General features: G+C 71.4%; 7 protein-coding genes. 3 read left to right on the top strand and 4 right to left on the bottom strand.

Translation table 11 applies throughout. The annotated features are described in order from the left end of the window. Nucleotides 1–3 precede the first annotated feature (3 nt). From ABZ862_RS00745 to acnA, 4 genes are all read right to left on the bottom strand, one after another. The gene (locus ABZ862_RS00745) at nt 4–3321 is read right to left on the bottom strand and encodes a GH92 family glycosyl hydrolase (RefSeq protein WP_360949962.1); all 3318 of its coding nucleotides are present in this window, start codon (nt 3319–3321) and stop codon (nt 4–6) included. Nucleotides 3322–3704: 383 nt separating this feature from the next. Next, nucleotides 3705–4802 (bottom strand): lytic polysaccharide monooxygenase, encoded by a 1098-nt coding sequence (locus ABZ862_RS00740; RefSeq protein ID WP_360949959.1) that lies wholly within the window; start codon nt 4800–4802, stop codon nt 3705–3707. 304 nt (nt 4803–5106) lie between these two features. After that, a complete protein-coding gene (locus tag ABZ862_RS00735; RefSeq protein ID WP_360949956.1) occupies nt 5107–6831 on the bottom strand; it encodes an ATP-binding protein in 1725 nt (574 codons plus the stop codon). A 160-nt stretch (nt 6832–6991) separates the two neighbouring features. Next, nucleotides 6992–9709, bottom strand: a complete 2718-nt coding sequence (acnA, locus tag ABZ862_RS00730) for an aconitate hydratase AcnA (RefSeq protein WP_360949953.1) — start codon at nt 9707–9709, stop codon at nt 6992–6994. A 642-nt stretch (nt 9710–10351) separates the two neighbouring features. Between acnA and ABZ862_RS00725 the strand changes: the two genes are divergently transcribed. From ABZ862_RS00725 to ABZ862_RS00715, 3 genes are all read left to right on the top strand, one after another. Further along, a complete protein-coding gene (locus tag ABZ862_RS00725) occupies nt 10352–10702 on the top strand; it encodes a MerR family transcriptional regulator (protein WP_360949950.1) in 351 nt (116 codons plus the stop codon). A 139-nt stretch (nt 10703–10841) separates the two neighbouring features. Next, nucleotides 10842–11039 (top strand): DUF4236 domain-containing protein, encoded by a 198-nt coding sequence (locus ABZ862_RS00720; RefSeq protein WP_360949947.1) that lies wholly within the window; start codon nt 10842–10844, stop codon nt 11037–11039. A 64-nt stretch (nt 11040–11103) separates the two neighbouring features. Further along, nucleotides 11104–12633, top strand: a complete 1530-nt coding sequence (locus tag ABZ862_RS00715; RefSeq protein WP_360949944.1) for a UDP-N-acetylglucosamine 1-carboxyvinyltransferase — start codon at nt 11104–11106, stop codon at nt 12631–12633. The last annotated feature ends 78 nt before the right edge of the window (nt 12634–12711 follow it).

Below are 12711 nucleotides of genomic sequence, written 5' to 3'. Positions count from 1 at the left end.
GGGTCAGCCGGCCTGCGGGGCGGTGGCGAGGGTGAAGACGTGCAGGTCGGTGTTCTGCGACAGCCGGACGGACGCGATGGTCCTGCCGGCGGGGGCGCTGAAGGGTTTCGTCGCGAAGACGTACGTGGCGACCGGGTCCTTGTCGGCGCCCGCCACATTGCGGTAAGCGGCCGCGGCGACGACCTCGTTGCCGTACTGGACGGTGCCGCCGCCCCCGCCGACGGTCCAGTCGGTGAAGGAGAGGTCGACGGCGTCCGTGGTGCCGTCGGTGTAGGTGACGGTCGCCGTGGTGCGCTGGTTGCCGTTGACCGCGCTGCCGATGAAGGACAACGTGGCCGCCGGGTCGGCGAGTTCGATCGTCTGGCCGGCGGCGGAGGCGTTGTCGGGGCGCGCGGACGGGGAGTTCGGCCAGGTGAAGGTGAGTCCGTCGACCGTGCCCCGGCCGCCCGGGGTGAGGCCCGCCGCGGCGAGCGCCTGGCGGGAGTAGCTCCAGCCGCCGCCGTCGTAGTCGGCCTCGTCGTGCTCACCGGCGTCGTCGGAGACGCCGGTGTTGTCGTAGGCGGCGAGCAGGGTGCCGGGGGCGGCGACGGTGAGGGCCACCGGCTGCCGGTACGAGCTGTCGGCCGACGTCACGCTGACCTCGGCGTCGTAGAAGCCCTGCGCGGCGTCCTTCGCCGCGGTGAGCGTGACCTGCTGGGCGCCGTCGGAGACGGTGCCGGAGGCGGGGGTCGCGGTGACACCGGGCGGGGTGTCGACCCGGAAGCGGACCTCGGGGCCGGTGCCGCCGGTCAGGGAGAGGGCGCGGATGTCCACCGTGGTGCTCTCGCCCGGGGCGAGGGTCGCGGCGGTGGGACCGACGCCGATCTGGTACGGCTGCTCACCGGTGCGGAACGACGGCGGGGCGTCGGCCGCACCGCTGCCCCAGTCGCGGTTCGCCGCGGCCCCGAGGGTGTAGTCGAGGGTGCCGCCGTCACGGACGAAGGACGCGGACAGCCAGGGCCGCTGACTGCTGCGGCCGTTGACCTTCAGCGCCTGCACGTACGGCGCGTCGGCGGCCGCTCCCGCCGCCCGGATGGAGATGTCGTTGCCCTGCGGGCGCCTGATCTCCACACGCTCGAACAGCGGTGAGGCAAGCGTCAGTTCGGCACGGGACGGGACCTGCGGGTACATGCCGAGCGCGGAGAAGACGTACCAGGCCGACATGGCGCCCAGGTCGTCGTTGCCGGGGATGCCGCCGGGCTGGGTCGACCAGAGCCCGGTCATCGCCGCGCGCACGGTCTCCTGCGTCTTGTAGGGCGCGCCCGCGTAGTCGTACAGGTAGGGGACGTTGAGCGACGGCTCGTTGTCCAGCTCGGACTTGGTGCCGCCGCTGCCGGTGAAGGCCCAGCTGCCGTCGGCGTTGTGGAAGAAGGAGTCGAGCCGGTCGAGCGCCTTGCCGGTGCCGCCCAGCGCGGCGAACAGACCGGCCGGGTTGTGCTGCACCATCCAGGTGTACTGGGCCGCCGTGCCCTCGACGAAGCCGTTGCCGGTGTCGGGGGTGAAGCCGGTGACCCAGCTGCCGTCGGCCTTGCGGTTGGCGATGTAGCCGCCGGTGGGGTCGGCCGCGATGTTGAAGTTGTTCTGCCACCACTGGGCCCGGGTCCGGAACTCCGCCGCGGTGTCCCCCCGTCCGGCGGCCGTGGCGAGCTGGGAGAGCGCGAAGTCGGCGGTGGACATCTCCAGCGTCTCGGCGGCGCCGCCCCAGGCGTTGGACACCGAGGGCATGTAGTGCAGCTTCAGGTACTTGTCCAGGGAGGGCCGCTGCCCCACCGACAGCACCGGCTTGCCGGCGGACGACAGGTCGCCCTCGGTGGGCACGGTGGCCGCCTTCACCAGCGAGTCCAGCGCCCCGCGCAGATCGAAGTCCGTGCCGCCGAAGGCGCGGATGCCGGCGAGCGCGGTGGGTGAGGGGTCACCGTTCATGACGTGTGTGCCGGACACCCCGTGCAGCCAGCGGTCCCACACGCCGCCGTTCTGCTTCGCCAGTTCGTACAGCGACTGCGCGATGTCGGAGCCGGTGCGCGGGCTGAGCAGGGTGAGCAACTGGACCTGGTCGCGGTAGACGTCCCAGCCGGAGAAGGTGCCGTACTGCGCCTGGTGGCCGCGGCCGACACGGTGCACCGTGCCGTCGCTGCCCCGGTAGCGGCGGTCGCTGTCGCTGACGATGTTGGGGTGCAGCAGGGCGTGGTAGAGGGCGGTGTAGAAGGTGGTCCGCTCGTCGTCGGTCCCCCCGCCGACGCGGATCGCGGAGAGCCGGTCGCGCCAGGCGCGGGCCGCCGCCTCCCGTACGGCGTCGAAGGAGCGGCGGGGCGGGTTCTCGGCGGCGAGGTTGGCCGCGGCGCCGGCCTGACTGACGTACGAGATGCCGACCTTGACGCCGACCGGCCCGCTGCCGGGCTCGAACTCGACGTAGCCGCCGGCCCCCTTGCCCGCGACGGGCCGGCCGCCGGACGCGAAGCCGCCGGTGCCGCCGGACGCGGTGGTGGACCCGGGGCTCAGCGTGCCGTCCTGCCAGGTGCCGGCGGTCTTGAAGGCGCGGTCGAAGCGGGCGGTGAAGTAGAGGGTGTAGTAGGACCGTCGGCCCTCGGCGTCGAGGTAGCCGCAGAAGTCGCCGGAGGTGACCGAGCCGGAGACGGTACGGGTCGCCGGGTCGATCGTGACCGTCGAGTCCGCCGAGCCCACCTCGGAGTTGGCGGTGCGGATCAGCAGCGACGCGGCCTTGTCCGCCGGGTAGGTGAACTCGGCGGCGCCGGTGCGGGCGGTGGCGGTGAGGTCGGCGGTGACCCCGGAGTCCAGGCCGACCTTGTAGTGTCCGGGCTCGGCACTCTCGTCGGCGTGGCTGAAGCCGGCGGCGTAGACGGCGTCCTTGGTGTCGCTCGCGGGCGAGGTGGTGACCTCACCGGCGTACGGGAAGAACGGGATGTCGCCGCTGCCGCCCGCGCAGCCGGTGCCGGACATATGGGTGAGGCTGAAGCCGCGGACGCGGGTGGCATCGTACTGGTAGCCGCCCGGCGCCGCGGTTCTGGTGGCGTCGCCTCTGGTGTTCTCGGGGCTCCAGGAGAGCATGCCGAACGGCACGACGGCGCCCGGGAAGACGTTGCCGCCGTTCCTGGTGCCGATCAGCGGGTCGACGTAGGCGGTGGGGTCGTCGACCAGTTTCGTACGGGCGTCCGGGCGGGCGTTCTGGACGGCCGCCGCGGGCCCCGCGAGGGCGGGGACGGCGCCGCCGGACGCCAGGACGGCGGCCAGTAGCAGGGACGTGGGACGGGGACGGAAACGCATGACGCGGCCCCTCCTCCTTCGGACGGGTCGCGCACCACGGGTCGCACAAGCCGCAGGGACAGTAGCGCGGGGCGGGGGCGGCGCGGAAGACCGCCTTGCGCAGCGGCCGGGGGTGTCCTTCGGGGCAGCCGTTCGGGCAGGTCGCCCGGAAGGACGGGTATCACCTGTGTGGAGTACGCCAACTGTCTTGACATCGTTGTCCGTTGGCGGGATAAAGTCGTGTCGAGACATTCCGACAACGTTGTCGCACCACGACGTCGCCACAAGCCACCTCTGTCCGGACCGGCACCTCCCCCCAAGCCGTCCGGCTCGCGGACCCGGTGCGCACCGCCACCGGGTCCGCCCCGAGCCGGTCGACCGACGTGCGGCCCGCGGGCCGCGGGTCAGCCGACCTGGCAGGGCAGGGTCGTCGCGCTGTCCCCGCCGTCGCCGTTGACGACATAGCCGAAGGTCGCACTCTGCCCCGGACTGAGCGAGCCGTTCCAGTCGGCGTTGTGCACCATCACGTCCTGCCCGCTGTAGGTGGCGTTGCCGTTCCACAGGCTGGCCACCGACTGGCCGCCCGGCAGGGTCCAGTCGACCATCCAGCCGAGCATCGGGACGTCACCGGAGTTGGTGACGGTCACCTCGGACTGATAGCCGCCCGGCCAGCTGCCGGTGGTACGGCGGGTGGCGGTGCAGGTGCCGGGCGGGGGTTCGGTCGGGTTGCCCGGGTCGTGGATGCCGGTCACCTCTCCGTTGCCGCCGTCGAAGACCACGTCGGAGCAGGAGTAGAAGGTCTCGGCACTGTCCGAGCGCTGCCACACCATGTAGATGATGTGCCGTCCGCTCTTGTTCGCCGGGAGCTGTCCGGACCAGGAGTAGTTGGCCTGGACCGTGCCCGGGGTGCCGTTCAGCGGCGGGTGGTCGACGGTGAGGAAGGGCTGGTCCTCCATCTCGTCCCAGGTGAGCGGCTTCGTCGGGTCGTAGGAGTCCTTCGTGACGTAGACGTAGAACCAGCCCGGGTGCGCGGCCCACGCGTTGTACGCGAAGTCGACGTTCGCACCGGCGGTCAGATGGGTCACCGGCCAGTCGTCGCGGGCCACGTCGAAGCCCGCGAAGTTGGCGTTGCCGCCGCTGCACAGCTGGCCGTCGGGCACGAAGCCCCGGGTGCGGCCGGCGCCGTCGGAGCGCAGCACCGAGAACCAGTTGTAGAACGGCGTGGTCCCGCTGATCTGCTGCGCCGCCTTGCAGGCCGGGTTGACGGGCTTGATCTCACCGGTGTCGGTGAGCGCGTCCTGCCAGCACAGGAAGGTACGGCTGCCCGGCTTCATCGGGGTGCCGTGCGCCTCGGCCCGGGGGCCGGTGGCCACGATGAGGGCGAGCGCGGGGAGGACAGCGAGGAGGGCGAGCAGCACCAGGAGGACCGCCCGGGGGCGGCTCGCGGGGAGCGGTAATCGGAGACGGCGGGGGGTGGGGATGCGCATTTTTGTCGTATGCATGACAGACACACCTCTGCGGTGGGTGATCCACGGGCATGCGGGTGAACGGGGACCGTGCGAGGACACCCCGTGGGGGCGCCGGGTGAGCGGCGGGGTGGGAGCGGCCCTCCGGCGGGTTCCGGTCCACCGGATGGGAGCGCTCCCACCCCACCTACTGGTGAAGTTAGCGCGAACGGGCAAAGCTGTAAACGGTCTGTGACGCACTGACCGGTCCCGTGTCCTGCGCGGGGTCGCATGCCATGTACCGGTCCGGTGTCCTGCGCCGGTCGCATGGCGTGTGCCGGTCGCATGGCGCCTGCCGGGCTCAGAGCGCCGGCCCCGCGGCGGAGCCCACCGCGCCCGGTCCGGGAAGCCCGGCGGCGATGCCCGTGTCCTGCGCCGCTGCCGCCCCCGCCGTACCCGCCGCTGCCGCCGCCCCCGCCGTACCCGTCCGCGGAAGTGCCGCCGCGCGTACGTCCGTCGGCCCCGTCCCCGGCAGCTCCACCCGGAACTCCGTGCGACCCGGCACGCTCTCCACCCCGATCCGCCCGCCGTGCGCCGCGGTGATCGCCGCGGCGACGGCGAGGCCGAGACCCGAGCCGCCGCCCCGGCCGCCCTCGGCGCGAGCGCGCGAGGCGTCGGCCCGGGTGAAGCGCTCGAAGACGGTGGGCAGCAACTCCTCCGGAACACCGGGCCCGTTGTCGCGTACGCGGATGACGCAGCCCGTACCGGACGTCTCCACCCGTGCCACCACCCGGGTGCCGGGCGGTGTATGGGCGCGGGCGTTGGCCAGCAGGACGGTCACCAGCCGGCGCAGCCCCACCGCGTCGCCGAGCACCGACGCCGGTGTGTCCGGCTGCAGTTCGAGCTGCCAGTCGTACGCGCCGCCGCCCGCGGCCCGCGCGTCCCACACCGCCTCGGCGACCAGTCCGGCCAGGTCCACCTCGGCGGACTCCGGCGGGCGGCCCTCGTCGAGCCGGGCCAGCAGCAGCAGATCCTCCACCAGCCCCGTCATCCGGGCCGACTCGGCCGACACCCGCCGCCAGGCGTGCGGCGGATCGACGAGACCGGTCCCGCGGCTCATCAGTTCCGCGTATCCGGCGATCGAGGTGAGCGGGGTGCGGAGTTCATGGCTGGCGTCGGCGAGGAAGCGGCGCATGCGCTCCTCGCTGCGGCGGATCTGCTCCTCGCTGCGCCGGCGTTCGGCGAGGGACGCCTCGACGTGGTCGATCATCCGGTTGAGGGCGGCGCCCACCTGACCGGCCTCGCTGCCGGGGTCGGTGTCGGGCGCGGGCACCCGGGCGAGGTGGGTGACCTCGCCGTGGCCGAGAGGTGCCCGGGACACCTCGACCGCGGTCGCGGCGACCCTGCCGAGGGGGCGCAGCTGGCGCCGTACGACCACGGCGCACACGCATCCCGCCACCGTGAGCCCCACGCCCGCGACCGCCGACTCGACGAGCACCAGCCGCCCTGTGGTGCGCTCGACGTCGGCCGTGGGCAGTCCGGTGAGCACGCGGACGCCGCCCGCCTCCAGGACCCCGACCCGGTAGCCGCCGAGCCCGGGCACGGTGCGGGTGTGCATCGATCCGTCGGCGCCGACGCCCGCGAGGGCGGCCCGCTGTCCGGCGTCGAGGGGCTGGGGGTCCGTCCCCTGCCGGACGACCTCGGCGGAGACCACGTCGCCGTCGCCGTCGAGCCGGGCGGCGAGCAGCCCGGCGGGCTGCCCGGGGTCGTCGAGGAAGGCCAGATCGGCGGGGAACTGCGGTCGGAGCGAGGCGCCGACGAGGCTGCGCTCGGCGGCGTCGCCCACGCGGTCGTCGAGGCCGTCCAGCAGACAGGCACGCTGGATGAAGGCGGTGGCGAGGGCCATCGCGGCGCAGACGGTCACCAGGGTGACGCCGATGAACACGAGCAGCCGGGTGCGCAGCGACCGTCCGGGCAGGCGGGTCCGCGGCCGGTCACGCCGGGGGCGGCGCGCGGGACGTTCCCGCACGCCGCGGGACGGACCCGCCGGCTGTCCCCGTACCTTGGGCCCTGGAATGCCAGTCATGTACCGATAGTGTCCCGGTCCGCTGAGAGAACCCTGTGCCGGTGCTGAGTCATACCCGTGCGATGTGCGGGCACGGATCGCGGCCGGACGGCGCCGGGCCGCGCCCCCGGAATCCGGGGACGCGGCCCGCTCACCGCAACTCGGCTGTTCTGCTTGCCGGTTACTTGCGGATGAGGTTGCGCAGCACGTACTGCATGATGCCGCCGTTGCGGTAGTAGTCGGCCTCGCCGGGGGTGTCGATGCGGACGACCGCGTCGAACTCGACGCCGGTGTCGGTGGTGACCTTGACCGTGCGGGGCGTGGTGCCGTCGTTGAGTGCGGTGACGCCCGCGACGGAGAAGGTCTCCTCGCCGGTCAGGCCGAGGGACGTGGCGGTGGCGCCCTCCGGGAACTGGAGCGGGAGCACGCCCATGCCGATGAGGTTGGAGCGGTGGATGCGCTCGTACGACTCGGCGACGACGGCCTTGACGCCGAGCAGCGCGGTGCCCTTGGCGGCCCAGTCGCGCGAGGAGCCGGAGCCGTACTCCTTGCCGGCCAGGACGACCAGCGGGATGCCCTGCTCGATGTAGTTGCGCGAGGCGTCGTAGATGAAGGAGACCGGTCCGCCGTCCCGGGTGAAGTCCCGGGTGTAGCCGCCCTCGGTGCCCGGCGCGATCTGGTTGCGCAGGCGGATGTTGGCGAAGGTGCCGCGGATCATGACCTCGTGGTTGCCGCGGCGGGAGCCGTAGCTGTTGAAGTCGCGGCGCTGGACGCCGTGCTCGGTGAGGTACTGGCCGGCCGGGGTGTCGGCCTTGATGGCACCGGCGGGCGAGATGTGGTCGGTGGTGACCGAGTCGCCGAGCTTGGCGAGCACGCGGGCGCCGGAGATGTCGGTGACGGGCTCCGGGTCCATGCCCATGCCCTCGAAGTACGGGGGCTTGCGGACGTAGGTGGACTCGGCGTCCCACTCGAAGGTGTTGCCGGTCGGGACGGGCAGCGCCTGCCACTGGGCGTCGCCGGCGAAGACGTCGGCGTAGGACTTGTTGAACATGTCCTCGCCGATGGCGCCCGCGACGACATCGTTGACCTCGGCCTCGGACGGCCAGATGTCCTTCAGGAAGACCGGGTTGCCGTCCTGGTCGGTGCCCAGGGCGTCACGGGTGATGTCCACCTTCATGGAGCCCGCGAGGGCGTAGGCGACGACCAGCGGCGGGGAGGCGAGGTAGTTCATCTTGACGTCGGGGTTGATCCGGCCCTCGAAGTTGCGGTTGCCGGAGAGGACCGAGGTGACGGCGAGGTCGTGGTCGTTGACGGCCTGGGAGACCTCCTCCGGCAGCGGGCCGGAGTTGCCGATGCAGGTGGTGCAGCCGTAACCCACCAGGTTGAAGCCGACCTTGTCGAGGTACGGGGTCAGGCCCGCCTTGTCGAAGTAGTCGGTGACGACCTTGGAGCCCGGGGCGAGGGTGGTCTTGACCCACGGCTTGCGCGTGAGGCCCTTCTCGACCGCCTTCTTGGCGACCAGGGCGGCGGCCACCATGACGTACGGGTTGGAGGTGTTGGTGCAGGAGGTGATGGCCGCGACCGTCACCGCGCCGTGGTCGATCTCGTACGTCGTCCCGTCGGGGGCCGTGACCGGAACCGGGTTGCTCGGCGCGCCGTCGGGGTGGACGGCCGGGGCGTCGGACGCCGGGAAGGACTCCTGGCCCGCCTCGTCCACGGCGTCCACGTAGTTGCGGACGTCCTGCGTGAACTGCTCGGCGGCGTTCGCGAGGACGATCCGGTCCTGGGGCCGCTTGGGGCCGGCGATGGACGGGACGACCGTCGACAGGTCCAGCTCGAGCTTCTCGGAGAAGTCGGGCTCGGCCTTGGGGTCGAGCCAGAGGCCCTGCTCCTTGGCGTACGCCTCGACGAGCGCGACCTGCTGGTCGCTGCGGCCGGTCAGACGCAGGTAGTTGAGGGTCTCGTCGTCGATCGGGAAGATCGCGGCGGTGGAGCCGAACTCCGGCGACATGTTGCCGATGGTGGCGCGGTTGGCGAGGGAGGTGGCGGAGACGCCCTCGCCGTAGAACTCGACGAACTTGCCGACCACACCGTGCTTGCGGAGCATCTCGGTGATGGTGAGCACGAGGTCGGTGGCGGTGGTGCCGGTGGGCAGCTCGCCGGTGAGCTTGAAGCCGACGACGCGCGGGATGAGCATCGAGACCGGCTGGCCGAGCATGGCGGCCTCGGCCTCGATGCCGCCGACGCCCCAGCCGAGGACGCCGAGGCCGTTGACCATGGTGGTGTGCGAGTCGGTGCCGACGAGGGTGTCGGGGTAGGCCTGGCCGCCCCGCACCATGACGGTGCGCGCCAGGTGCTCGATGTTCACCTGGTGGACGATGCCGGTGCCGGGCGGGACGACCTTGAACTCGTCGAAGGCGGTCTGGCCCCAGCGCAGGAACTGGTAGCGCTCGCGGTTGCGGCCGTACTCGAGCTCCACGTTCTGCGCGAACGCCTCGTGGGTGCCGAACCTGTCGGCGATGACGGAGTGGTCGATGACCAGCTCGGCCGGGGCCAGCGGGTTGATCTTCGCCGGGTCGCCGCCCAGCTCCTTGACGGCCTCACGCATGGTCGCGAGGTCCACGACACAGGGCACGCCGGTGAAGTCCTGCATGATCACGCGGGCAGGGGTGAACTGGATCTCCTGCGACGGCTGGGCCTGCGAGTCCCAGCCGCCGAGGGCGCGGATGTGGTCGGCGGTGATGTTCGCGCCGTCCTCGGTGCGGAGGAGGTTCTCCAGCAGCACCTTCAGGCTGTAGGGAAGGCGCGCGGAGCCCTCGACCTTGTCCAGCCGGAAGATCTCGTACGACTCGTCGCCCACCTGCAGCGTGCTGCGGGCGTCGAAGCTGTTCGCCGACACGACAGTCTCCTTCATCTTTGTGCGCGTACCACCGCATACTGCCGCGCCGCCGACCGGACCTCACCACTGGGGCAAGGCTAAGTCAGAGGGCCTCATCCGGCTGGGCGACTGCGGTGCGCCTCGGCAGATATCTCGATGTCGAGATAACTGTAGTACATGGGGACCGGATGGTCATGCGCGCCCCGGACGGTCCCGCGCGGATGAGCGGGGCGGCGCTCTACTTCCCGTACCGGCGACAGAAGTGGACGCATTCACCCTGAAGAAAATCTGCCGTGGCGGCAGTAGACATTGGCGAGCCCCAGGGGTACTGTTTTCCTCGTACCAAGGAAGTCGAGAAGGCACGGCAGACACGAACTGCCTGCAAGCCAGACCCGTCAGATCAGCCAGAGCAACTCGAAGTAAGGAGCCGAACGCCATCGAACGGCCCGGGCGGGGCAACAGTCGCCCAGGGCACCGCAGGTCCCGGATTGGAAGGTGGTTCCCGGTCAGGCATCCGCGATACTCGCAGCTCCGCCCTCCCAGGCGGCACCTGCGGAAGACGAACCCCGGCGCAGTGCGCCGGTAGATGGTGTGTAAAGGCTCGGGGCCCGGGTGCCGTCACGGCACCCGGGCCCCCCGACGCGTCCCCGGAAGAAGAGGTCTATGCCCCCTGCCGCCACCCGTCCCGTCGACAATCTCGATGACGACGACTACCCCGCCTACACCATGGGCCGGGCCGCCGAGATGCTCGGCACCACGCCCGCCTTCCTCCGCACCCTCGGCGAACACCGCCTGATCACCCCGCTGCGGTCGCAGGGCGGCCACCGCCGCTACTCCCGTTACCAGTTGCGCATCGCGGCCCGCGCCCGCGAACTCGTCGACCAGGGCACCCCGATCGAGGCCGCCTGCCGCATCGTCATCCTCGAGGACCAGCTGGAAGAGGCCCAGCGCATCAACGAACAGCTGCGCGAGCGGGCCTACGACACCGGCCACCGCGCCGGACCGGCGGACTGAGCGCCGCACCGGCGCACGGACGTACCGGCGCACGGACGCACGCACAAACCGCTGGACTGAGGTCGCGGACAAGGGGCACCAGAAGAGGGACCGACATGTCCCGAACAACAACCCGAACAGACCCCGAACGGAGTCAGGGATGCCCCTCACCTTCCGCAAGAGCTTCCGGATCCTGCCCGGCGTCCGCCTGAACATCAACAAGCGCTCCTGGTCCCTCACGACCGGCGGCAAGAACGGCCCGCACCACACGCACAGCAGCACGGGACGCAGCACGACGTCCATGGATCTGCCCGGCCCGTTCGGTTGGCGTCGCACCCGCTCGGCCAAGCGGCGTTGACGTGACGTCACCCGAACGGCCCCGTTGAGAGGTGTCATCTCATATCTGAGATAGCCTCAACCCCATGGGAGACGACTACCTCGTACGTATCGGCAGGCTCATCCGCGACGCCCGGCAGCACCGGGGCTGGACACAGTCGCAACTCGCGGAGGCCCTCGGCACCAGCCAGAGCGCCGTCAACCGCATCGAGCGCGGCAACCAGAACATCAGCCTTGAGATGATCGCCCGTATCGGCGAGGCTCTGGACAGCGAGATCGTGTCGCTGGGCTACGCGGGCCCGATGCATCTGCGCGTGGTCGGCGGACGGCAGCTGTCCGGGGCCATCGCCGTGAAGACGAGCAAGAACGCGTGCGTGGCCCTGCTGTGCGGCTCGCTGCTCAACAAGGGGCGCACGGTCCTGCGCCGGGTGGCCCGCATCGAGGAGGTCTACCGGCTGCTGGAGGTGCTCAACTCCATCGGGGTGCGCACCCGTTGGATCAACGACGGGGTCGACCTGGAGATCGTGCCGCCGGCCGACCTCGGCATGGACACCATCGACGCCGAGGCGGCCGTACGCACCCGCTCGATCATCATGTTCCTCGGCCCGCTGCTGCACCGCATGGACCGCTTCAAGCTGCCGTACGCCGGCGGCTGCGACCTCGGTACCCGGACCATCGAGCCGCACATGATCGCGCTGCGCCGCTTCGGCCTCGAAGTCGCCGCCACCGAGGGCCAGTACCACGCGGTGGTGGACCGCTCGATCCGCCCGGACCGCCCGATCGTCCTGACCGAGCGCGGCGACACCGTGACCGAGAACGCGCTGCTGGCGGCGGCCCGCCAGGAGGGCGTGACGATCATCCGCAACGCGTCCTCCAACTACATGGTCCAGGACCTGTGCTTCTTCCTGGAGGCCCTGGGCGTACGGGTCGAGGGCATCGGCACCACGACCCTGCGGGTGCACGGTGTGCCGGACATCGACGTGGACGTCGACTACTGCCCCTCCGAGGACCCGGTCGAGGCGATGAGCCTGGTCGCCGCGGCCGTCGTCACGGAGTCCGAACTGACGGTGCGCCGGGTACCGATCGAGTTCCTGGAGATCGAGCTGGCGGTCCTGGAGGAGATGGGGCTCGACCACGACCGGTCCCCCGAGTACTTCGCCGACAACGGCCGCACCCGCCTGGTGGACCTCACCGTCCGCCCCTCCAAACTCGAGGCCCCGATCGACAAGATCCACCCGATGCCGTTCCCGGGCCTGAACATCGACAACGTCCCGTTCTTCGCGGCGATCGCCGCCGTCGCCCAGGGCAAGACCCTGATCCACGACTGGGTCTACGACAACCGCGCCATCTACCTGACCGACCTCAACCGCCTCGGCGGCCGCCTCCAGCTCCTCGACCCGCACCGCGTCCTGGTCGAGGGCCCGACCCGCTGGCGCGCGGCGGAGATGATGTGCCCGCCCGCCCTGCGCCCGGCGGTGGTCGTCCTCCTCGCGATGATGGCCGCGGAGGGCACCTCGGTGCTCCGTAACGTGTACGTCATCAACCGGGGTTACGAGGATCTGGCGGAACGCCTGAACTCGATCGGCGCGCAGATCGAGATCTTCCGGGACATCTGAGGATCTGGAGGAAAGCGGGTCCGCGCCCCTTCCCGGGCCGTACGGGCAGGTGACGGGAGGGGCGGTGGAGGCGTGCTC

The organism is Streptomyces sp. NPDC047000 (assembly GCF_040644295.1).
Lineage (GTDB): Bacteria > Actinomycetota > Actinomycetes > Streptomycetales > Streptomycetaceae > Streptomyces.
This window is presented reverse-complemented; position numbering and strand designations above follow the sequence as displayed.